At 67.9% G+C, this 20,883-nt stretch carries 16 protein-coding genes and 12 pseudogenes; 13 read left to right on the forward strand and 15 right to left on the reverse strand.

The genetic code is table 11. The annotated features are described in order from the left end of the window. A pseudogene (locus ACIA73_RS38760) lies at positions 1–86 on the forward strand (IS5/IS1182 family transposase); the annotation flags it as partial. Positions 87–92: 6 nt separating this feature from the next. Here the strand turns inward: ACIA73_RS38760 and ACIA73_RS38765 are convergent. Then, a complete protein-coding gene (locus ACIA73_RS38765) occupies positions 93–275 on the reverse strand; it encodes a hypothetical protein (protein WP_399443694.1) in 183 nt (60 codons plus the stop codon). Between the two features lie 662 nt (positions 276–937). Between ACIA73_RS38765 and ACIA73_RS38770 the strand changes: the two genes are divergently transcribed. Beyond that, positions 938–1,363, forward strand: a complete 426-nt coding sequence (locus ACIA73_RS38770; RefSeq protein WP_399443695.1) for a hypothetical protein — start codon at positions 938–940, stop codon at positions 1,361–1,363. Positions 1,364–1,560: 197 nt separating this feature from the next. Next, positions 1,561–1,911, forward strand: coding sequence for a hypothetical protein (locus ACIA73_RS38775; protein ID WP_399443696.1), 351 nt, complete (start codon positions 1,561–1,563; stop codon positions 1,909–1,911). Between the two features lie 382 nt (positions 1,912–2,293). On the opposite strand, the gene ACIA73_RS38780 is transcribed toward ACIA73_RS38775, so the two are convergent. From ACIA73_RS38780 to ACIA73_RS38795, 4 genes and pseudogenes are all read right to left on the reverse strand, one after another. Next, positions 2,294–2,503, reverse strand: coding sequence for a hypothetical protein (locus tag ACIA73_RS38780; protein ID WP_399443697.1), 210 nt, complete (start codon positions 2,501–2,503; stop codon positions 2,294–2,296). Between the two features lie 354 nt (positions 2,504–2,857). Then, a pseudogene (locus ACIA73_RS38785) lies at positions 2,858–3,013 on the reverse strand (glycosyltransferase family 2 protein); the annotation flags it as partial. Between the two features lie 123 nt (positions 3,014–3,136). Beyond that, the gene (locus tag ACIA73_RS38790) at positions 3,137–4,576 is read right to left on the reverse strand and encodes a gluconate:H+ symporter (protein WP_399443698.1); all 1,440 of its coding nucleotides are present in this window, start codon (positions 4,574–4,576) and stop codon (positions 3,137–3,139) included. Positions 4,577–4,675: 99 nt separating this feature from the next. After that, complete coding sequence (locus ACIA73_RS38795) at positions 4,676–5,269, reverse strand: gluconokinase (RefSeq protein ID WP_399443699.1); 594 nt, start codon at positions 5,267–5,269, stop codon at positions 4,676–4,678. 145 nt (positions 5,270–5,414) lie between these two features. Here ACIA73_RS38795 and ACIA73_RS38800 point away from each other — a divergent pair, with 145 nt between their 5' ends. The 5 genes and pseudogenes from ACIA73_RS38800 to ACIA73_RS38820 all read left to right on the forward strand — a co-directional run bounded on the left by ACIA73_RS38800 (position 5,415) and on the right by ACIA73_RS38820 (position 9,146). Continuing rightward, positions 5,415–6,116: a FadR/GntR family transcriptional regulator gene (locus tag ACIA73_RS38800; RefSeq protein ID WP_399443700.1), complete on the forward strand. Its 702-nt coding sequence runs from the start codon at positions 5,415–5,417 to the stop codon at positions 6,114–6,116. Continuing rightward, positions 6,101–7,013, forward strand: a pseudogene (locus tag ACIA73_RS38805) (IS3 family transposase); the annotation flags it as partial. The gene ACIA73_RS38800 and the pseudogene ACIA73_RS38805, both read left to right, overlap by 16 nt. A gap of 11 nt (positions 7,014–7,024) precedes the next feature. After that, positions 7,025–7,251 (forward strand): annotated as a pseudogene (locus ACIA73_RS38810) (IS5/IS1182 family transposase); the annotation flags it as partial. 25 nt (positions 7,252–7,276) lie between these two features. Continuing rightward, positions 7,277–7,528: pseudogene (locus ACIA73_RS38815) on the forward strand (Imm53 family immunity protein); the annotation flags it as partial. A 292-nt stretch (positions 7,529–7,820) separates the two neighbouring features. After that, the gene (locus tag ACIA73_RS38820; RefSeq protein WP_399443701.1) at positions 7,821–9,146 is read left to right on the forward strand and encodes a PQQ-binding-like beta-propeller repeat protein; all 1,326 of its coding nucleotides are present in this window, start codon (positions 7,821–7,823) and stop codon (positions 9,144–9,146) included. A 558-nt stretch (positions 9,147–9,704) separates the two neighbouring features. Here ACIA73_RS38820 and ACIA73_RS38825 read toward each other — a convergent pair. Beyond that, positions 9,705–9,839, reverse strand: a pseudogene (locus ACIA73_RS38825) (IS5/IS1182 family transposase); the annotation flags it as partial. 1 nt (position 9,840) lies between these two features. Continuing rightward, positions 9,841–10,686: pseudogene (locus tag ACIA73_RS38830) on the reverse strand (IS5 family transposase); the annotation flags it as partial. Between the two features lie 99 nt (positions 10,687–10,785). On the opposite strand from ACIA73_RS38830, the gene ACIA73_RS38835 reads away from it, so the two are divergent. Then, positions 10,786–11,415, forward strand: coding sequence for a class I SAM-dependent methyltransferase (locus ACIA73_RS38835; RefSeq protein WP_399443702.1), 630 nt, complete (start codon positions 10,786–10,788; stop codon positions 11,413–11,415). Between the two features lie 157 nt (positions 11,416–11,572). On the opposite strand, the pseudogene ACIA73_RS38840 reads toward ACIA73_RS38835, so the two are convergent. The 7 genes and pseudogenes from ACIA73_RS38840 to ACIA73_RS38870 form a co-directional block, all read right to left on the reverse strand. After that, a pseudogene (locus tag ACIA73_RS38840) lies at positions 11,573–12,046 on the reverse strand (transposase family protein); the annotation flags it as partial. A 140-nt stretch (positions 12,047–12,186) separates the two neighbouring features. Next, complete coding sequence (locus ACIA73_RS38845) at positions 12,187–12,711, reverse strand: DDE-type integrase/transposase/recombinase (RefSeq protein WP_399443703.1); 525 nt, start codon at positions 12,709–12,711, stop codon at positions 12,187–12,189. A 20-nt stretch (positions 12,712–12,731) separates the two neighbouring features. Then, positions 12,732–12,980 (reverse strand): annotated as a pseudogene (locus ACIA73_RS38850) (IS3 family transposase); the annotation flags it as partial. Continuing rightward, positions 12,977–13,117 (reverse strand): hypothetical protein, encoded by a 141-nt coding sequence (locus tag ACIA73_RS38855; RefSeq protein WP_399443704.1) that lies wholly within the window; start codon positions 13,115–13,117, stop codon positions 12,977–12,979. The pseudogene ACIA73_RS38850 and the gene ACIA73_RS38855, both read right to left, overlap by 4 nt. A gap of 29 nt (positions 13,118–13,146) precedes the next feature. Next, positions 13,147–13,521 carry a hypothetical protein gene (locus ACIA73_RS38860; RefSeq protein ID WP_399443705.1) on the reverse strand — a complete coding sequence of 125 codons (375 nt, stop codon included), beginning with the start codon at positions 13,519–13,521 and terminating at the stop codon, positions 13,147–13,149. Positions 13,522–13,878: 357 nt separating this feature from the next. Beyond that, on the reverse strand, positions 13,879–16,755 hold the full coding sequence (locus ACIA73_RS38865; RefSeq protein ID WP_399443706.1) for a hypothetical protein: 2,877 nt from the start codon (positions 16,753–16,755) through the stop codon (positions 13,879–13,881). 77 nt (positions 16,756–16,832) lie between these two features. Then, positions 16,833–17,210 carry a hypothetical protein gene (locus tag ACIA73_RS38870; RefSeq protein ID WP_399443707.1) on the reverse strand — a complete coding sequence of 126 codons (378 nt, stop codon included), beginning with the start codon at positions 17,208–17,210 and terminating at the stop codon, positions 16,833–16,835. 551 nt (positions 17,211–17,761) lie between these two features. Here ACIA73_RS38870 and ACIA73_RS38875 point away from each other — a divergent pair. Next, positions 17,762–17,929, forward strand: a pseudogene (locus ACIA73_RS38875) (MMPL family transporter); the annotation flags it as partial. Here ACIA73_RS38875 and ACIA73_RS38880 read toward each other — a convergent pair. After that, complete coding sequence (locus ACIA73_RS38880; RefSeq protein WP_399443708.1) at positions 17,922–18,911, reverse strand: GlxA family transcriptional regulator; 990 nt, start codon at positions 18,909–18,911, stop codon at positions 17,922–17,924. The pseudogene ACIA73_RS38875 and the gene ACIA73_RS38880 overlap by 8 nt on opposite strands. Positions 18,912–18,982: 71 nt before the next feature. Here ACIA73_RS38880 and ACIA73_RS38885 point away from each other — a divergent pair, with 71 nt between their 5' ends. The 3 genes and pseudogenes from ACIA73_RS38885 to ACIA73_RS38895 all read left to right on the forward strand — a co-directional run. Next, the gene (locus tag ACIA73_RS38885) at positions 18,983–20,275 is read left to right on the forward strand and encodes an MFS transporter (RefSeq protein WP_399443709.1); all 1,293 of its coding nucleotides are present in this window, start codon (positions 18,983–18,985) and stop codon (positions 20,273–20,275) included. A gap of 28 nt (positions 20,276–20,303) precedes the next feature. After that, positions 20,304–20,609, forward strand: a pseudogene (locus tag ACIA73_RS38890) (transposase); the annotation flags it as partial. Between the two features lie 44 nt (positions 20,610–20,653). Continuing rightward, positions 20,654–20,881, forward strand: a pseudogene (locus ACIA73_RS38895) (transposase); the annotation flags it as partial. Between the last annotated feature and the right edge of the window lie 2 nt (positions 20,882–20,883).

Raw genomic sequence — 20,883 nt, forward strand, 5'->3', positions numbered from 1 at the left:
GGCAGATCTTCCGCAGATCCCGCATCAGTCCCAACCGCATGAGCGTCATCACGAAAGCCGTCCTCACCCTGGAGAGGCAACGCTGAAAACGCTCAGCGATGCAGCTCACTGCCCGGCAGAGAGGTGATCAGCTCCAGGGCGTCACCGGCCAGAGGTGCCTCCCAGATCGCGACATCATGACCCACCAAGTCCTCAGCGCTGAGATGCCTCATGGGGTCGGTGATCCGGACTACCTCGATCAACTCGGTCTTCTCTTGAATGAGCGGAAGCATCATGCACAAACACTCTCTGATCGAGGCGCCCCACACCAGGATGGGTCAGACCTGGCCACCATGAAAATCCGCCCATCGAAAAGAGCCTTCCCGTGCCGCAGGAACAGGGCCGGGGACAGCCAACCGCCCCGCCCCGAGAAGAATCCGCCACCGCCCGGGGCGGGCCAGGTGCAGCGCGGGGATACGCGCGTCGGTTAAGCAGGGCGGCCGCCCGACATCTGGCCGTAGGCCGAGTTGCGCGAGCACAACGGCGGCCACCCTGCCGGGCCGGCCGGCGCGCACGGCGCACCTGCTGGCCGGTACACCAACCACGGGTGCAGCGAACCTACGGCCTTGCCCGGCGAATCGTGTCGTTCTCGTCACCGCGATCAACCCCAGGCGGTTGGCAGTCCAACTGAGAGGAGAGCAGGTTGGGTCAGGGCGAACGCATTCCGCAGCCGCCCGACGAAAGCCCCTGTGAGCAGCCCCCTCGCCACCGCCCGTTCCTTCCTTCCGGGCCGGATCTTTCCTTCGGGCCGGGATCCCGGTGAGCGTGACCGGCCACGCGAACAGGCGGGCCCACGCACGTCCGCGACGGAACTCGATGAGTTGCTTCGATGTACCTGAGTGAGAGAGCGGCGATTTTTGCGGGCATCATGAAGGCCGACCTTGGAGGAGCGACGCCTATGAGACTGGTGCCCGATCCCGTGTGCGGCGAAGTAGCTCTCACCGCGACGGCGTCAGAACTGGCCCGCTTGGCAGGCGCGATAGCCGAGGGTGCCGGGTTCATCAGCACCGCGTCCATGCGTCCCCTCGACGGCAACACGCTGGCGGGCATCGAGGTCAGGACGACACTCAGTTCCGGTGTCCGTATCGACCTCGATGCCCAGCGGCAGACCCTTGTGATCAGCGGCGATGCCGACGCCAGGGCTGTCCTGGCCGACAATCTGCATGCCATGGCCACTGCCGAGGACGGCGGTCACCTCCACATCGACTACTTCCCCGAGCACCCCTACCTGATGGCAGGGTCACTGCCCGTGGTGGTCAACAGCCCGCACGGAGGCATGCCGGCCCGACGAACTGAGCCTGCGGCCACTGGGCCGTGCAACTGACCCGAACGGCCACCCTCCCCGCCGCCTCGCAGGACACACGCGAGTTCAGCGCTACGTCTCCCCTTGTCGGCGACTCACAAGCGCTCAAGGAAGTACGGGCGAACGTGCTCAACAGGATGACGGGTGACCGCTCAACTCAAGGGGAGCGGTGCCACGATGACCTTGTGAACATTCCTGGCCCTTCAGGGCGTCGTCGCATGCTGATCGAAGCGGTGGTAGTGGTCGCGGCAACTGCCACGGTCCAGGTGGCTTGGCTGGAAAAGTACAACGTGCCACCCGACGAGATCGCCTTGGACTTCGATGACGCCTTCCGGCTGGCTGCGCACCTGGTCGACGAGGGGCAGCTCAGTCCGGTGGCGCTGCCTCATCTGCAGATGATCGACGACGTCTTCAGCGAGATGGCCCAGGCTGCGGGAATGGATCCGTGGACAAGGTCGGCACTGCACACCGAAGCGGGATGGGACCGTGCCCGGCAGGCGGCGCGAAAAGTCCTCACTGCGGAAGGCGAGGGCGACGCACCGCTGCCGGACATCTGCATCATCCGATGATCGCTTGAGCCAGCAGCAGATCACAGACCGCGCGATCACGTTGACTCGCACGGGAGCCATGAGCTCTATGTGCCGTCGGTGATCGCATCACTCTGCCCAGCCCGGTGCGCGCGACGGCGCACCGGGCGAACGAAATCCCCAGACTGAGCCACCTGTTGCCCGCCGTCGTGAAGCACCCGACGGGCCACGACACGGAAGTCAGCTGAGCAGGCCCGGTCCCAGTACGTCAGATCACCGGATCTGACACAAGCTCCGCGGAAGCGGCACCCCTGCTTGCTGACGGTCGGCCCGCCGTTGCACGCCTGCAGGCTCGCGAAGGAGAGGTAGTGGCTCGTACTCCAGTGTGACTTCGCAGTTCCACGTCGCAGCGCGCGTGCGCTGGCTACTGGACGTTCTCCTGTCCGATCGCGTGGAGGACATCGGCGAGCCAGACCAGGTGGTGGCCCACGGCTCGGCCCGGGTCGGCGAGTAGGTCTTCAAGGTGCTGCCAAGACTCGGACAGCTGCCCGATCGTGATCGTTCTCGGCTCATTGAGTACGTCGTACAGTTCGTCGCCCGGTACAGACCAGAAGTAGTCGTGTTCGAGCGCCACAGTGCCAGCTGACGTTTCAATGTGTCGCAGTACCAGCTCGAAGGCATGCCGGAGTTGACCAAGCGGGATTTGCAGAGGTTCGCTGTCCGTGCGCTCATCTTGTCGATCAGGGCCGTTGGGCCGAAGCGAGGAGTTCGGTACTGCCCCCGGTCCCGGCCAGGAACGGGAACGGGAACGGCCACCGCGTGACCACTTACGCCGTCGACCATCTCGGCAGCCGGGATGGGGCGCTGATCGTCGACGAGACCGGACGTATCGAGGCCAGTCAGGTCGGCGTCTTTCTCGCTTAAGCGACCGGCCGGGGACGGGCCCTGGATGCCGCGCCTGCGTGCGGATCTAGACCTGCGTGCGGATCTAGATACGCGAGTTGCGTACCGACTGCAATACCGCGCCGGCCAGGGAACGGGTGGCCCGCGGGAGCGACAGGTGCTCGTGCTCGCGGTACAGCTCCCGGTTGTACTTCACCAGGGACATCTTGTTGGAGGAAAGCGACCCCGCCTGCTGGACCCGGGGCGTGAGGGCCTTCTGATCGTTCCGTGTAGATGTCGCAATCCACACCGAACCCGAAGGCCTTCACCCGTTCAACATCCCCAAGCCGTGGGATCCGTCATTAACCCCCGGTGGACAGCACAGCTAGATCACCAGTGACAGCAGCAGGACGAGTGCGCCTGCGACGACCGAGATGATGGTCTCCATGACCGACCAGGTCTTGATGGTCTGGCCGACGTTCATGCCGAAGTACTCCTTGACCAGCCAGAAGCCTGCATCGTTGACATGGCTGAAGAAGAGCGAGCCCGCGCCGATCGCGAGGACGAGCAGGGCCGCGTGCGAAGTCGACATGTCGGCTGCGAGCGGTGCGACCAGGCCTGCGGCGGAGACCGTCGCGACGGTGGCAGAGCCGGTGGCGAGGCGGATGACGACGGCGATCAGCCAGGCGAGCAGGAGGGCGGGAATCGCCCAGTCCTCGGAGATCTGGAGGACCATCTGACCGACGCCGGAGTCGATGAGGGTCTGCTTGAAGCCACCGCCCGCGCCGACGATCAAGAGGATGCCCGCGATCGGGGCGAGCGACTTCTCGACGGTCGCGGTGATCTTGCCCTTGGAGAATCCGGCGGCGCGGCCCAGGGTGAACATGCCGACGATGACGGCGGCGAGCAGGGCGATCAGCGGCGAACCGATGACGTCGAAGACGCGCTGCACGGTGTGCTCGGGGTTGTCCACGACGATGTCGACGAGGGCCTTGGCCAGCATCAGCACGACAGGAAGAAGCATGGTGGCGAGGGTCGCGCCGAAGCTGGGCAGCTTGGCTGCGGTATTGCCGGGCTTGCCCGACTCACCCGTGGCGTCCTCCAGTTCCTCGGACGGGCGACGCGGAATCATCTTCTCGGGCACCGGGATGTCGACCCAGCGGGCCGCCACCTTGGAGAACAGCGGGCCGGCGATGATCACGGTCGGGATCGCGACGAGCACACCGAGGGCGAGCGTGACGCCCAGGTTGGCGCCGACCGCGTCGATGGCGACGAGCGGGCCGGGGTGCGGCGGGATCAGGCCGTGCATCACGGAGAGACCGGCGAGGGCGGGGATGCCGATGCGCATCAGCGAGTAGTTGCCGCGCTTGGCGACCATCAGTACGACGGGGATCAACAGGACGATGCCGACCTCGAAGAAGAGCGGCAGCCCGATGACGCTGGCGATGAGCACCATCGCCCAGGGCATGGACCGTCCGCCCGCTCTGGCGAGGATGGTGTCGACGATCTGGTCCGCTCCCCCGGAGTCGGCGAGGAGCTTGCCGAGGATGGCGCCGAGCGCGATCAGTACGCCGACGCCGGCGACCGTCGAGCCGAGCCCGGAGGTGAAGCTGGTGATGACCTTGTCGAGCGGGGCTCCCGCGAAGGCCCCGAGCGCGAGCGACCCGATGGTCAGCGCCAGGAAGGCGTGCACCTTGAACTTCGTGATGAGCAGGATGATGACGGCGATGCCCGCGAGCACGGCGATGCCCAGCTGGGCGTGGCCGGCCGAGGTGATCGGCTCCACGGCTTCTGCTGCCAATGTCTCGACGCTGAGACTAGTCACGGTGTGATCCCTTGCAGGAGGTGGGTTACGGGGAGGGGCGCGTACGTACGGGGGTGTTCGTACGCGTCGGGGCCCGGCGTCCGCGAGGCGGCGCGGGCGTCACTGTGGCGGTGACTGCGGGAACTTCGGGAGTACGGGGACTGCGTGATGAGGCGACTGCAGGATCCCGGGGCCGCCGTCCGGCTCCCCGTCCAGCGTGTGCAGGGCAGCTACGGCCCGCTCGGTGATCTCCTCGGGGCTGCCCGCGACGTCGACGTCGACGCCCGCCTCGTCCGGGCCGAGCGGCTGGAGCGTGGCGAACTGCGAGTCGAGCAGCGCGGTCGGCATGAAGTGGCCCTGGCGCTTCGACATCCGGCCCTCGATCAGCTCGCGCGAGCCGGTCAGATGGACGAAGACGATGCCCGGAGCGGCGGACCGCAGCCGGTCGCGGTAGCTCCGCTTCAGTGCCGAGCTGCTGACGACGCCGCCGAGCCCGGTCCGGCCGTGGGCCCAGGAGCCGATGGCGTCGAGCCATGGCCACCGGTCGTCGTCGGTCAGCGGGGTGCCCGCCGACATCTTGGCGATGTTCGCCTCGGGGTGGAAGTCGTCGCCCTCGGCATAGGGAACGCCGAGCTGTGCTGCGAGCAGGGGGCCGATCGTTGTCTTCCCGGTTCCTGCCACGCCCATGACTACGACGACGTGGGGGGTGTGCATTGCTGCCTCGCTGTCTTCATCGACATCTCGCACGGCGGCCGGTCGTGCGTCATGCCACTGAAACCCATTAGGTCAGAGGAATTCAAGAGCCTGTGACCTAAAAGTCATACTTATTGTGATCCGGGTCGCCTCGTAGGCTTACCCCATGACTGCACAGGCCCGAGGGCTGCACGCCCGCGTACTGGACACCCTCGGGCCCGCCATCACGGGAGGCGAGTACCCGCCGGGCAGCGTCCTGCGCACCGACGAGCTGTCCCAGGAGTTCGAGGTGTCCCGCTCCGTCATGCGCGAGGCGGTCCGGGTTCTGGAGTCCATGCACCTGGTGGAATCGCGGCGCCGGGTCGGGGTGACTGTGCTGCCCACCGCGGAGTGGAACGTCTACGACCCGCAGGTCATCCGCTGGCGCCTGGCCGGTGCCGACCGGCCTCGCCAGCTGCGCTCCCTCACCGTGCTGCGCTCCGCCGTCGAGCCCACCGCGGCCGGCCTAGCCGCCCGCTACGCCACCGCCGAGCAGTGCGCGGCCCTCACCGAGTGCGCCATCGGCATGGTCGCCAACTCGCGCGGACAGCGGCTGGAGGGCTATCTCCTGCACGACATCGAGTTCCACCGGACGATCCTCAGGGCCTCCGGCAACGAGATGTTCGCCCGCCTCGGCGACGTGGTGGCCGAGGTGCTCACGGGACGCACCCACCACCAGGTGATGTTCGAGGAACCGGACCCGGCTGCGGTCACCCTGCACGTCAAGGTCGCCGAAGCGGTCCGGGAGCGGAACGCCGTACGGGCCGAGGAGCTGACCCGCGAGATCACCATCGGCGCTCTGGAGGAACTCAACGTGCTCGCACCGTGAACCGCTTCCAGTGCGTCGCCGACCTCCACCACCGTGACGGCGTGAAGCGGTTGTGCAGCATCCTCGGCGTGAGCCGCTCGAGCTTCTACTACTGGCGCCGGACAGCCGAGGCCCGAGCCGCCCGGCTGGCGGCCGACGCACAACTGGCGGCCCGGATACGGGTGGTGCACCAAGAATCGGACGGCACCTACGGAGTCAGAGAATCACCGCCGAGCTCCGCGAGACAAGCGGTGAGGCGGTCAACCACAAGAAGGTCGCCAGGATTATGCGGGCGTCCGGGATCGAAGGGATCCGGTTGCGCCGCCGGCACCGCACCACCGTCCCCGATCCGGCGGCGGCCACAGCACTGGACCTCATCGGTCGCGACTTCAGTGCAGAGAAGCCCAACACGAAGTACGTCGGCGACATCACCTACCTGCCCATCGAGGCGGGAGGTTCTGCTACCTGGCGACCGTCATCGACCTCGCCTCACGCCGTCTGGCCGGCTGGGCGATCGCCGACCACATGCGCGCGGATCTCGTCACCGACGCCCTGGCCGCGGCGATCCGCACCCGCGGCAACCTTGCCGGATCGATCATGCACACCGACCACGGAGCCCGGTACACGAGCAGGGCATTCGCCGAAGCCTGCAGGTCAGCAGGGGTTCGGCGAAGCATGAGCGCGGTCGGGTCCAGCGCGGACAACGCACTCGCCGAGTCCTTCAACGCGACCTTCAAACGCGAGACGCTGCAGGGACGAAAGAGCTGGCCCGACGAACGCCAGGCCCGACTCGACGCCTTCCGATGGCTCCACCGTTACAACACCCGACGCCGCCACTCCCGCCTCGGACAACGATCACCGATCGCCTTCGAAAACGCCCTCCACCTCACACCAACTACGCTGGCACCAGCCGCATAACCCGTGTTCAGGATTCAGGGTCAAGGCCCGCCGGCAGACCCGTCCGCGTTCCGTTCCGGAGCCGCCACCTCAAGCGATGAAGCGCCGCCACAACACCACCCACGCCAAGATCCGCTGTGTCGGCGAGCAGCCCATGGCCACCCTCAAGGGCTGACGCCTCCTGCGGAAACTCCGATGCAGCACCAACCGCATCACCAACATCGTGAAGGCCGCCCTCGTCCTTCACCACGTGTCAGCGCGAGGTTGGAAAGAGCTCACAGTGCGATGGCGACTGGGAACACGAATGGGGCATGACCATCGAGACTCTCGACAACCCGGGCCGGGCCGTCAAGATTGATCTTGAGGAGACAGTCTTGGCGGACCGGGAGTATCCCCAACATCAGGTCACTCGGGATGAGCGCGACTGGGTCATGGCCTGGACGGCCGAGAGGGCGTTTCGCATCGCGTGTGGACCTGGCAACCTGACCGAGGCCCTCACGCTGTTCCGGGGCTGGGCAACGGTGAGCGTCCCGTAAGTGAGGCGACCGGAGATCCTGTCACGCTGCGAGCGCGGGTCGACCGCCCCATTCGAGCGGATGGGCAGCACACGGAGGTGACACCTCTCGGTAATGTGACATGCACAGGGCCACCCGGGGGCAAGTAGGCCTGCCGGGAGGCCGTTTGCCCGTCAGCCGATGAAAGGCCCACCGCGTGCGTTCCCCATCCATACCTCGTCCCTCTGCATCTGCACCCCCGCCCGGACGGGACCGGCGGCCGGCGGCCGGGCCCCGGGACAGATGCGGGAAGGGGCGGACCACTGGGGCAGCAGTGGCCGTACTGCTGCTGTTCGGTGGGGTGGCGGGCTGCGGAACCACGGGATCCGCCGGTAAGAACCCGTCGGCGAGCGGCACGCCCACCCCCTCGCCGACCCGCCCTGCGAGCACCGAGGCGGTCGAGATCCTGCGGGAGACCGTCCCCGAGGTCGACGGGGACGACTTCGTAGGGGCGAAGGGGACTTGGCTGGCAGGCACGACGTACGCCTCGGCCATCCCGTACGGGGTGGCGGGGTACGAGTCGGCCACTGGCCGCAAGCTGTGGACGCTGCCCCTGAGCGGAGACATCTGCGAATCGTCGCGCGATGCCAACCGGAGCGGACTGGTCGCTGTGGTGCACCGCGCCTCCAAAGACCCCGACGCCCTGTGCACGCAGATGAGCCTCATCAACCTGACCACCGGCACGCAGGTGTGGCGCAAGCCCGTCCCGGAGAGCGTCGCCGCCGGCTTCAACCTCAACGTGAATGTGGCATCGGGCATCGCGGCCGCCGGCTGGCCCGAGGGATCCGTTGCCTACCAGGCCACGCCCGCCGGACAGCAGGTGTGGAAGAGCGCTCCCGCGGGCTGCACGAACTCCGAGTATCACGGCACCGAAGCCCTCTACTCGGTCGCCTATTGCGACCGCACGTTCCGCGTGGAGCGGCGCGCCGGGGACACCGGGCGCGTCGAGTGGACGTATTCGCTCCCCCGAGGCGAGAAGGGCCCGAAAGCGGTCTGGGTGGTCTCCACCTCCCCGCTGGTCCTCGCCACGGTGACCCCGCCCGGAGAGGACTCCGACGTGGACGGTCCGGACAAGCTGCTGAGCATCACCCCGCAGGGCACGGTTGGGGCCACCATCGACCTCGGCAAGCGCAAGTACGAGACCGGGTGCACGGACGGTGACGGTACCTGCGACGGCGTCGTCGTCAGCAAGGGCACGATCTACCTCGCCACCCACGCAAAGAATTTCAGTGTGCCGAACGCACTGGTGGCCTTTGACGCCGGGAGCGGGGCCCGCAAGTGGAGCGCTCCCGCCCCCGGATCGGGCACGTACATCCCGGTGCGGTCGCAGGACGGCGAGCCGATGGCCTACCAGAGCTCAGAGCCTCTGCGAGGCCCCCGGCTGGTGCGCATGGACCGCGAGACCGGTCACCAGACCCTCGTCCTGCGCATGCCCCCGGAGAAGAACATGGACTCGTCCCTGCTGGTGACAAAGACCGGCGCTGAGCCCGCCCTGTACGCGCACGGACGGCTGCACCTGCACCACGGCGGCTCCTACCTGCCCGGCGACGCCGGCAAGATACTGATGAGCGCCATCTACGCCCCGAAACCGTCCGCTTAGGGGCCAGGTCTCCGTCCGCTTCGGAGCCCCGTACCCCTTTGCCGGGTAGTCCGACACGGCTCGAAGCGCAGTCAGGGCCGCTCTGTACACCCCAGGAACGGGATACGGAGCGGCCCTTCGTCGTGTCAGGGCGCGGCGTCACGGGGAGGGTGCCGCACCCTATGGCCAGTAGCGATGTCGTACCCCGTTCGCGAGGATCTCCGCTCACCCTGAGTACCTTGGCCCCGCGCAACCACCAGGTATGACGGCAACGCCCTCGTCGCTGTTGCCGACGATGTCCGCCGGAAAGCGTCGAGACGACCGTGTCTCGGCGCTCACCCGCCTCCTGCCCCGGGTTCCCCGCTGTGCTGCGCATGGCTGCGGCTCACCAGGCGACACGGGGCGGATTACGGCCCTCGATCAGTGCCCGCGTGAAGTCCCACGGGAGGCGAGTACGGTCCCGCGCTATTCCGAAGCTACCGTGGTGTCCGTACCTTTCGCGGCCCGCCTTCTGGGCTTTCGTCTCCGAGTTGAGCCCTGTTCAAGAGGCCGAAGGACCGGGATTAACGGCGAGCTTCTTCAGCGGTGCCGCTCCAGTGTGAGGATGGCCTTGGCGATTGACGTCATGCGGTTGGGGCTGCAGCGGGACCTGCGGAAGATCCGCCAGGACTTCAGGCGGGCGACGCCGCGTTCGTCGGGCGCGCGTGCTAGGGCCTGTCTGATCTGACAAATGATTACCCCGTGGACTCGCGGAGCCAGAGGATCAAGGAAGCCAGGACAACTCCGGCACGGTAGCGGTCGCCGAGCTTGTCGAACCGGGTCGCGATCGCGCGGAACTGCTTGAGGCGGGCGAAGCATCGTTCGACGACGTTGCGGTCGCGGTAGGTGACCTTGTCGAAGGCCGGCGGCCGGCCGCCGAGGGCTCCGCGTCGGTGGCGGTTCGCCGCCTGGTCGCGGCGCTCGGGGGTCGTGGCAGCGATGCCCCGGCGCCTCAGCAGATGGCGGATGGCCCTGCTGGAATACGCCTTGTCACCCAGCACACGGTCCGGTGTCGTGCGCGGGCGGCCCGTGCCGAGGCGCGGGGTGCGGATGCCGTCGAGGACCTGGCCGAACGCCGTCGCGTCGTTGACGTTGCCGGGCGTGAGCACAATCGACAGGGGCAGGCCCCGGCCATCGACGGCGAGATGGACTTTGGTGGTCAGTCCGCCTCGGGAGCGGCCGAGGGCCTGGCGCGCCTGCGAGCGGCCCGGATCGTCCAGTTCGTCCCCGTTCGCATCCCCTTTTTGCGGGCGCCGACTGCGTGCTGGTGGGCTCGGTTGATGGTGGAGTCGACGGAGACGGTCCATTCGACCCGGCCCACCGCGTCATCGCGGACCTGAACGTGCTCCAGCAACCGTGCCCAGGTGCCGTCCGCCTCCCAGCTGGCGAACCGCTCGTAGACGGTCTGCCACGGCCCGAACCGGTCGGGAAGATCCCGCCACGGAGTCCCGGTCCGCAGCCGCCACAGCACCCCGTTGACCACCTGCCGGTGATCACGCCACGGACGGCCCCGTCCGTCCACCTAAGGCAAAAGGGGCTCTATCCGCCTCCATGCCGCATCCGTCAACTCACCTCGACCTGCCACAAGATCAATTATCAGACCGGCTATAGAGTCCTGCCCGTGGCGAATCATCAGGACGAGACCAGGACGGCCTACGACGGTGTCGTCGAGCTGTACGCATCGCTGTTCGCAAACCGGCTGGAAACACAGCCTTTCTCCCGGGCCATGATCGGCACCTTCGCCGAACTGGTGCGCGCGACGGGCAACCTGCGGACAGCGGACGTCGGGTGCGGGCCCGGACATCTGACAGCCATGCTGCACGAACTCGGCCTGGACGCCTTCGGACTAGACCTTGCCCCCGGCATGGTCGACCACGCCCGGCAGGCCCATCCGGCGCTGCGCTTCCAAGAGGCGCGGCTGGAATCCCTGCCGATCGAGGACGCCGCGCTCGGCGGCGTACTGGCCCACTACTCAATGATTCACACCCCTCCGGGGGAACTACCGGAGCTGCTCGCCGAACAGGTACGCGTCCTGGCACCGGACGGTCTGCTCCTGGTCTCCTTCTTCGGGACCGACGGACAAGAACCGGTCCGGTTCGACCACAAGGTGGCGCCCGCCTACAGCTGGCCGGTGGATCGCCTCGCCGAACTGCTGGGCGATGCTGGGCTCGATCCCTTCGCCCGGCTGCTCCACGATCCATCCTCTGATCGGGGCTTCCTCGACGCCCATCTACTGGCCCGCCGTTCGTAGCCACTGCCCAGTCCCCCCCCAGCCGATCGGCGCACCTCCGGATTGCCAGCTCAGCCGAATCTCGCTGATCAGACCGGAATTGTCAGACACCCCCTAGGGCCAGGCCACGGGTGCGGGTCCTGTCGGTGGGAGTGAGTTCCTGCAGGGGCTTGCGTTAGATACCTGTGGTCAGCCGCGGGCCGGCGCCCTGGTAGACGAGATCAGCCACGATGGGAACGCCCTGGCGCTCGCAGATTCGGATGATCCGGTGGGTGCGGGCGGCGGTCAGGTCGTGGGTGCGGCCAGGCAGGGCGGGCGAGAGCCACAGCAGCCGGCCATCGGGATCGGTGACGATCTGCACGTTCACGCCGTGGCGGCGGTGCTTGTGGAAATAGCCGGCCCGGCCGTCACCGACCCGGTCGCATGCGGCGAGGGTGCCGTCGCGCAGGACGAAGCCGGGTTCGTGCTCGCGCAGCGTCTTGAGCACGCCCGGTGCACGGGCGGCGAGAAGGTCGACGACCGCGCTGGTGCAGGCATGGGCGGTGGACTCGCTGATCCCGAAACCGGCGGCGATCTTCGCCAGAGTGGTGTGTTCGCGCAGGTACACCAGTGCCACCATCGCGCGCTGTGACGGGCGGAGCTTGCAGCGCCGGTGGGCCTTCCCCCAAGAAGGTGGGCACGCGGTTATTGATCACGCGGCGAGTGTGAGTCCAGCGGCGTGGTGTCGGCGTTCGTATTCGCCGGAGCTGAGGTGGCCGTTGGCGGAGTGTCGGCGGCGGGTGTTGTAGCGGGTCAGCCAGGTGAAGACGGTCTGTCGGCAGTTGCCGGCATCGCCGTAGGCGGGGGCTCCTTGGGGGTTTCGCGTTTCGGGGAGGCGTGGAAGCTTTCGCAGGCCTCATTGTCGGCGCTGGTGCCAACCGTGCCCGTCGAGCGGGTCACCCCGGGCTGGTCGCAGAGTTCGGCGTAGGCCCTGGATCCGCCCTGGGCTCCGTGATCGGAGTGGAACACCGATCCGTCCCGCGAGCCGCGGGCCGAGGCGGCCATCCGCAACGCGTCGGCAACCAGTTCCGTGTGCATGTGAGGGGCGATGGACCAGCCCACGGTCTTACGGCTGAAGCAGTCCAGCACGGTCGCGAGGTAGAGGAACTCCCCTTCTGCGAGCGGGAGACAGGTGATGTCGCCCATGTACTTCTGCCCCGGCTCGATGGCGGTGACGTCCCGCTGGAACAGGTCTTCAACCGGTGAGCTCGACGGGTCGGGGCAGGTGGTGCGGACGCACCTGCGCAGCCGGATGCCGGTGATCGAGTACGCCTGCATGATCCGGGGACCCGCTTCTCGTTGACCACATGTCCTTTGCCACGGAGCTCGGCGGTCACGCGCGGGGAGCCGTAGGCGCCGCCGGACCCACCGTGGACCTCGCGGATCTCCTCGGCCAGGAGACGGTCCCGGCGTTGGCGGGTGGCCCGGGACTCGGCACCGGCGAGCCACTTGCAGTAGCTGGACCGGTTGACGTCCAGGATCTGGCAGAGCCGCTTCACCTCGTAGGTGGCCCGGTGGTCGTCAACGAACTGGTAGCGGCTGGTCACCAGTTGGTCTCTCCGGCGAAATACTTGGCCGCCTTGCGGAGGATGTCCCGCTCGGTGGCGAGCTTGCGCTCACTGGCCGGACTCGTACGGGGCCACGGCATCGGCCTTGAATTCGTCCGGTAGTCCTTCAATGCCATCGGTGGTCTTCTCGCTTCCTCCGGATCAATCAAGATCCAGTATCAGCGTATCCACCACTCAGGGGGAGGCCCCAGCTGTCCATCGCCAGGCTGATCAGCCCCTGCTGAGTGATGCCGAGCAGACCGTCGGCATGGAGGTGGCGATGGTGCAGCCGGAGCTCCTCGACGCTGACACCGACCGTCTGCGCGAACTCTGCGATCGGAATGAGGCTGCCGGTTTCGCCGTCGGGATTCATCAGTCCGATCTGGTCACCTCGCATCACCTCGTCCAGCAGAGCAGCCGATTCGGGCACTCTTCCCCCGTAGACGGGAAAGGGCTCTTCCATTTGCGCGAAGAAGACGACCGTCTCCGACGGAGCGAAAGCCTTGAGGTCGAACCGCCCCGTTTGCGGATGCGGAATCAAAGGCTCGCCCCACCACACCTTTTGACCGCCGCCGTTCCCTCAGCGGCAAGCGCTTTGGGACTTGCCGGGCTTACTTCGTCCCATGACCGCAGTTGTGGAGTGCTGCTCAGGTCGCTCACATCCACATCGGAACTCGGCAGGAGTATGTTCGTCCTACTGCGCGTCGTTCATGCCTTCCCCTCCCGGAGCCAGGGGACTCACACCCGTCCGTCTGCGCGGCCGAGGTGGCGGACGGCAACACGGCATCCGCAACCTCCCGGGAGCGAAGACATGACGGGGCACGACTCCCACGAAATCACCACCCCTACTCCTGACCAGGGGAAACGCTGCCCTCAGTTCCGGAAAGGCAACAACTTCTTATCGCCAGCCAGCCACGATGCTGGCCGCTGCAGCAAAGTTGGCGTTCCGGATGCACTGCCGGATTTGACCCTCCTCTGCCTCCCGACCCAGTGCGGACAGGGCGTCGGCCACTGTGGCGAGGGTGACGGGAAGGTATGCCGTGAAGCCTTCGGGGAGTTTCACCGCCAGCTTGTCGTAGAGAGAAAATGCCTCGGTGGCTGTTCTCAATGCCGCATCCTCTTCTTCGTGGAGGTGCAGCCGGATCCCGGCGTGAATGTGAAGCGTTCTGGCTAGCTCGGAAGTGAAGAAGGTATTCGCCTCCGACAGTTTTCGATAGTGCAGGACCGCCTCATCGGATGCCGCCAGCGCGTCCTGTCTCTCGCCCACTTTCGCCAGCTGGTAAGCGAGGTTGCTCAATGACATGGCGTAACGCTCGCCGTAGGAAGCCCAGTTGTCGCTCGCCAGTCGTTGGTGGATCTGTACGGCTTCGCCTGTGGCTGCGAGTGCTTCGTCCATGCGCTCGTGCAGTGACAGCCGGAGTCCAAGGTTGCTCAGCGCGTTGGCGAGGTCCGGCTCGTGAGCCACACGGTTGGTACTTGTCAGTGACCGGTTGAGTTTCACGGCCTCCGAGGCGTTGGTCAGCGCCTCGTCGTCGCGATCAACCTCTGCCAGTATCAGCCCCAGGTTGGTGAGGGCCGCGGCGAGGTCCGGCTCGTACATTTCCTGGTTGGCTTGAACCAACTGCCGGTAGAAGTGGACTGCGGCCTCACCGTAGAAAACGGCTTTGTCGAACCACCGGATCCGCATCATCTGTGTGCCGAGGGTGTTGGCGGAGTCGGCCAGTCCCGGTAGGGAGTCAGCCGGGTTTTCCTCGTAGAGGGCTTTTCGGATCATGAAGGCTGACACGGAGACTTCAACAGACTGGCGAAACCTGTCGAGCTTCTCCAGAACCATGCTCAGGTTGTTCAACGCGATGGCATAACTACGCCGCTCATCCCGGGTCTCCAAGTGACGAGACCGGATCTCGACCGCCGTCTCCAGTGCAGCCAGTGCTTCCTCCAGTTGTCCCAGCTCGGCCAGCACGGTGCTGTGCTGACTCAGCGCATAGGCCAAATCGCCTGCCTCCCCGGTGTGTGTCTCGTCCAGGCGCCGTTGAATCGTGACGGCTTGCTCGGAGGAGATCAGGGCGTCCTGAGGGTGGCCGAGGCGGGAGAGGAGGACTGCCTGGTGGCTGAGAGACCGTGCAAGGCGAGGCAGTTGGGCGGGCTGTTCCAGCGCGAGTCGCCGGCGGATGCGGACGGCCTTCTCATTGGCCACCAGAGCTTCCTGGTTCAAGCCCGCCTGACCGGCGCTCACGGCCAGTTCGGAGTACAGGTCGGCTTGCTCCGCCGGATCGGAGGTGTGGGACAGAAGGCGGCAGGTTGTCCTTCTGACGATCGCCGCCATTCCTGGCGCAAGTTCTGGATAGGGCCCGCTGGGAAAGCAGAGCTGAATGCCCTGCAACACCTGCGGGTCCATTTCCGGGATGTCTGCCAGGGAAATGAGCGCTGCGCTGCCGGCGGCGACGGCCAGCGCAGGGTCGTCGAGCAGGATTTCATTGAGGTGCTCCGCGACGTGTGACCAGCGCCCTGGGGACGCTGCTGCGGCCAGGAAGCCGAGGGCCCGGGGAGTCCAGGGCGCGGCATAGCCCTTCGGAGTCCTGGCAAGCAGTTCCTGGATGGTGGTGCAGGCCCAGGCCTGGGCTGGGTAGTCGGCGTGGTGGCCGGGCAGGCTGAGGGCGAGGAAGTCTTCTGCGAGCCGGTCCGGGTAGAGGGGCTCCAGTGCGGAGAGACGCGTCGGGTCGTTCGGCGGGCGTGGTACCAGGGGTGGGTAGCAGCGGGCGTGATCGACTGCCACCTGCTGTGCGCCGGGGGCGAGTTGCAAGCTGTCGAGTACTCGGATGGCGCGTGCCCGGGGCAGTGCTCCGGTGAGGGCGGCGGTGAACACACTCCGTTCCATGGATGCGGGCGGGGTGCGGTAGGGGCGCCGGCCCGGGGTGAGTTCGTGGGTGCCGTCTCCGTAGAGTTTCGCCCAGTGGAGGTGCTCGCGGTCCAGGAGATACAGCGTGAGGCCTTCGGGCGTCCGAGGGGGGCTGCGTCCCTGGTCCGCGGCGTCCACGGCGACCAGCGCAGCCATGTGCACGGTGAGGGTCAGGCCCATCTCCGGGTCCGTCAAGGGGCTGGGAGATGCGAGGTGGGTGGTGTCCTGGAGGCCGTAGCGGATGGCGAAGGCGTTTCGGGCGGCGGTGAACATCTCCAACCGGCCGGCCTGCCCGTCCGGCAGAGAGCCCAGCTGTGTAGTGGAGACATCCACCTGGCTGTTGGCCAGGGTGGCACGGAGGGGTGTCCAGGCTTCCGCCCCGCGGGCAAGCAGGAGGATGCGGGTCGGAATCGGTTGGTAGAGCAGGGCGTTGCTGAACAGCCAGGTGAGGTGCGAGAGCGGCCACTGGTCGGCGTAGTCGACGATCAGGAGGACTCCCGCGGCGTCGGTCAGGCGCAGGTCTTCCTGCATGCTGGGTGACGGCCAGACCAGGCCCGGGCCGTGGAGTGCGGTGACAGCCTTCCAGCCAAGTGCCGTGCATTCTGCGGCCAGTTGGTCCGCGAGGCGGGTCTTCCCCTGCCCTCCGGGCCCGTGGAGCCAATGTACGGCCAGGCGCGATCCCTTGTCCCGCCACTCGCGCAGGTCGGCGAGCTCGTTCTGGCGGCCGGTGAAGTCGACGATCTGGAAATGGGCGTTCAGCATGCGGCTGGGCAGCTCCCGCAGGAACCCGGCATCCGAATCGGGCGGGGGCCTGCGGTTTGCCAGCAGGTAGACGGGCACACCGTCGCCGAAGACGTGGATATCGGCTCCCTGCACTCCGTGACCAGTACCGCTCTCCACCCTGACGGTCTGCTGCGAAGTGACGGGCCGACGGTCCCTGCCCTTCCGGAATTTCACCGGTTGCCCTCTGCGTCGTCCCCGTGCAGAGTCCTCGGCGGAGAAGGGAGCGGCGCCCCTGTGGCGCCCGTCTCGTGGTGGGTGACATGTCCGTTCATGGACGCGTAACCGGCACCGCCGTTGATCACAATGGTCTGCTGCTGGTGGGGCTGTCCGGGGCGGCCGTGGCCGGGCGGGCCGGGCACGGGGGTCGGATTCTCCCGCCGCGCCCCACGCACGGAGCAGACCAGGCCTGCTATGGCCACGAACAGCGCCAGAACGCTGGCAATCTTGTCTGCCTGGTCCCAGCCCACCACGATCAAATAGGCCACCAGGGCCGCCGTTGAGGTACCTGCCGCTGCGCCACCGGCCCACGCCTGAACCTGCCCTGTCATAGCCGTATGGTGTCCAGACGCCGACGGGCTGGAACCTCTATGGCACACCGGCGACGGCCGCGTGGGTGCCCGCGACCGTGAGGGCGTCCGGCATATAGGGCGGGCAGCGGCCAACCGGTGCCGGGTCACAGGCAGTCGAACACGGCAGCTGTCGCAGAACAGCGCAGACCCGTCCGTGCGTATCGCGGTGGCCTACAACCGCCACGTCACCCCCGAAACCCGGGACCGGCTGCTCGCACTGGTGGAGACCGAGGACGCGGCCGGCAGCATCGACGCCGAAGTCGCTCTGCGCTGGTCGCCCCACGAGCCGGGCCGGCTGCGCACCGCACCCCTCACCGAACGGCTGACCTACCTGAACAGCCCGCACCCGGCGTTCCGGCGAGCACTGGCCGCGGGCCGGGATCTGCCGGATCACGCCTGGCAGAGGCTGGACGACGACCCGGACGTATCCGTCCGCCGCGTCGCCGCCCGCCGACCCGGCACACCACCGCAAGTCCTGTTGCGGCTGCTCCGCCACCATGGCGAGACCTCCCACATCCGACCGCTACTGGGCGACGTTCGCGGCGCTTGGGGTGACCCCGCTGGCCTTCCTGCTCCACATCGCGTTCATCGTCGCCTTCGGCATGCTGTTGGACACGCTGGTGGTGCGCTCCCTGCTCGTACCGCCGCTGGTGTGGGACATCGGGCGCAGGGCGTGGGCGCCCGCCGCTCCTACTCGGCCGTTCTCGCGCGAAAGGCGCGCCGGTACGCTGCCGGGGTCGTGCGCAGTGCCGTGTGGAAGCGGCGGCGAAGGTTCACCGCCGAGGAGAGGCCGACGCGGTGGGCGATGGTTTCCACCGGGAGGTCCGTTTCCTCCAGCAGGGCCCGGGTGGCGTCGATACGGCGGTCGAGGAGCCAGCGGCCGGGGCTGACGCCCAGTTGTTCGGTGAAGCGCCGAGTGAGGGTGCGGGCCGAGACCTGCGCGTGGGCGGCCATGTCGGCGACGCTGACCGGCTGGTCCAGGCGTGCGGTGAGCCAGTCCAGGAGCGGGGCGAGGGAGTCGGTGACGGGGGCGGTGGCAGGCAGTTCGGCGTACTGGAGCTGACAACCCTCCCGGTGCGGCGGCATGACCAGCCGACGGGCGACGCGACGGGCGTACGCGGCCCCCTGGTCGGCGCTCACCAGGTGCAGGCACAGGTCCAGGCCGGCCGCCGAGCCCGCGCTGGTGGCGACGTCGCCGTGGTCGACGTACAGCGCCGCGGGGTCGACCCGTATCTGCGGGAACCTGGTGGCCAGTTCGGCACTGCGGGCCCAGTGGGTGGCGGCCCTGCGGCCGTCGAGCAGTCCGGCGGCGGCGAGCACGAAGGCTCCCGTGCAGATGCTGACGACGCGAGCCCCGCGCACGTGTGCGCGGCGGACCGCGTCGGCCACCGGCTGCGGCACCTCGGTTCCCGGCGGCTGGTCCCAGCCGGGCACCAGCACGGTGTCGGCGCGTTCCAGCGCGTCCAGGCCTGCCGTGACCGTCAGGTCGTAGCCAGCCCGGGTGCGTACCCGGCCGGGGCGCTCGGTGCAGACCTCGAAGGCGTAGCGGACGGGGATGTCCGGGCCGTGCTCGCCGAACACCTCGCTCGCGCAGGCCAGCGCGAGTGCCGACTGCGGGGGCCCCACCAGGGCCACGATCCGGTGCCGCGCCGGGAGGGGTGACGGCAGACTGGGCACCATGGCGGGAAAGTACCTCATCATGTCGTTCCGGACACTGGGGCGACCAATTGGTCTGAACCATTATGTGTGCGGTGACCACTTCAGAAACCCCCGCTCCGGAATCCCCCGCCGCCGAGGCTCCCGCTCCGGACTCGAAGGCATCGGCGGCTCTTCGCATCCCGCTCTGGGACCGGCGCTTCACGCTCTTCTTCACCGCCCGTACGGTCTCGCAGTTCGGCGACGCGATGATGCCGGTGGCCGCCGCGCTCGCGGTCGGCGCGGTGTACGGGATCTCCGGGGTCGGCCTCGTGCTCGGCACCTGGACCGGCACCTTCGTCCTGCTGGTCCTGTTCGGCGGGGTGTTCGCCGACCGGTTCGGGGCGCGCCGGATGATGGTCGGCGCGGATCTGGTCCGGGTGGGCACCCAAGGGGTGCTGGCCGTCGCGTTCTTCGCCGGGACGCCCCCGTTCTGGCTGCTGGTGACCATGTCGGCACTCGGCGGCGCGGCCGTGGCGATGTTCCTGCCGGGGATGAACGGAATGGTTCCGCTGGTCGCCCGCGAGCCTCAACGAGCCAACGCCACGCTGAAAGTGGCCGACGCGCTCGCCCACTTGCTCGGTCCGGCCCTCGCGGGACTACTGATCGCACTGACCAACGCCGGGATCGTGTACACGATCGACGCCGGCACCTTCGTCCTCAGCGCCCTGTGCCTGGCACTGATCCGGCTCGCCCCGCATACCGACAATTCCCTTACTCAGAAAGGTCGTTCACTTCGGCGGGACCTGCGTCAGGGCTGGCGGGAGTTCCGTGCGCGCACCTGGATGTGGGCGGTGATCCTGATCTGGATGTTCTACGGAGTTCTGGTCTTCGGCCCGCTCGTACCACTCAGTTCGGCGCTCGTCGGCGCACGGCTGGGTCCGGACGCGTACGGACTCGCGGTGTCCTTCCTCGGCGTGGGCACGGTGCTCGGCGGCGTGCTGGCCATGCGGGTGCGCCCGGCCAGGCCGCTGGCCGCCGGTGCGGTGGCGATGGCCCTGTTCACCGTGCTGCCCCTGTGCGTGGCGCTGGACGCCGGGCTGCCGGTACTCCTCACCGGCCACGTACTCGGCGGTGGGGCGATGGCGTTCTGGTCGGTGATGTGGGCGACCAGTGTGCAGACCCACACCCCGCCCGCGGTCCTCAACCGGGTCACCGCCTACGAGCTGGCGGGTTCGGTGTCGGGCATCGCGATCGGTCAGATACTGGCCGGCCCCGCTCTCGCGCTGGCCTCCCCCGCGCGGCTGCTGATGGTCTCAGCGGGCGCGTGCCTGGTCGGTTGCGCGGCGCTGTTCGCCATCCCCGCGATACGTATGCTGCGCCGCGCTACTCCCCCGGCCGCAGGCTGACGATTCCTCGGCAGCGGACCCAGGCGCACAGGCTGCTGACGCGGTACGCGGCAGGATCGACTGGAAATATTGCCTGGGTCTGGAGCTGCACGATTCCGGCTTCGACGCCTCGGTGCTCAGCAAGTTCCGCAGCCACCTCGTCCAGGACGACCAGGAAGACCGGATGCTGTCCCGCACCCTTGAGCTGCTGGCCGGCCGTCAACTGCTGGGGGCCGGGGGCGTGCAGCGCACCGACGCCACGCATGTGGTGGCGAACATCCGGCTGCTGAACCGGCTGGAGCTCGTGGTGGAGACGATGCGGGCGGCGCTGGAGGCCTTGGCGGCAGCCGCGCCGGGCCGCGCGCCGTATGCCCCCGGCATGGCTGCGCGAAGAAGCACTACGCGCTGCGGGCCGGAGTCGAGGGCACCATGGCCCAGGCGTCCAGCCGCTGCGATGTCCACCGAGCCCGCTACCGCGGGCTCGCCCGCACGCACCTCCAGCACGTACTCACCGCGACCGCCCTCAACCTTGTCCGCACCGACGCCTGGCTCTCCGGGATTCCCCCGGCCGGGGCCTGGACATCACGCCTCACCCGCCTCCACCAAGCACTCACGGCCACCATGTGAAG

Origin of the sequence: Streptomyces sp. NPDC051561 (assembly GCF_044454195.1) — a bacterium.
Taxonomy (GTDB): domain Bacteria; phylum Actinomycetota; class Actinomycetes; order Streptomycetales; family Streptomycetaceae; genus Streptomyces.

What these genes read in the sequence shown, in the direction of transcription:
- ACIA73_RS38775 (WP_399443696.1), top strand. Translation starts at nt 1,561, where the DNA reads ATGCTGATCGAAGCGGTGGTAGTGGTCGCGGCAACTGCCACGGTCCAG.
- ACIA73_RS38800 (WP_399443700.1), top strand. Translation starts at nt 5,415, where the DNA reads ATGACTGCACAGGCCCGAGGGCTGCACGCCCGCGTACTGGACACCCTC.
- ACIA73_RS38770 (WP_399443695.1), top strand. Translation starts at nt 938, where the DNA reads ATGAGACTGGTGCCCGATCCCGTGTGCGGCGAAGTAGCTCTCACCGCG.
- ACIA73_RS38855 (WP_399443704.1), bottom strand. Translation starts at nt 13,117, where the DNA reads ATGGCATTGAAGGACTACCGGACGAATTCAAGGCCGATGCCGTGGCCC.
- ACIA73_RS38870 (WP_399443707.1), bottom strand. Translation starts at nt 17,210, where the DNA reads ATGACAGGGCAGGTTCAGGCGTGGGCCGGTGGCGCAGCGGCAGGTACC.
- ACIA73_RS38765 (WP_399443694.1), bottom strand. Translation starts at nt 275, where the DNA reads ATGATGCTTCCGCTCATTCAAGAGAAGACCGAGTTGATCGAGGTAGTC.
- ACIA73_RS38880 (WP_399443708.1), bottom strand. Translation starts at nt 18,911, where the DNA reads ATGGTGCCCAGTCTGCCGTCACCCCTCCCGGCGCGGCACCGGATCGTG.
- ACIA73_RS38795 (WP_399443699.1), bottom strand. Translation starts at nt 5,269, where the DNA reads ATGCACACCCCCCACGTCGTCGTAGTCATGGGCGTGGCAGGAACCGGG.
- ACIA73_RS38845 (WP_399443703.1), bottom strand. Translation starts at nt 12,711, where the DNA reads ATGCAGGCGTACTCGATCACCGGCATCCGGCTGCGCAGGTGCGTCCGC.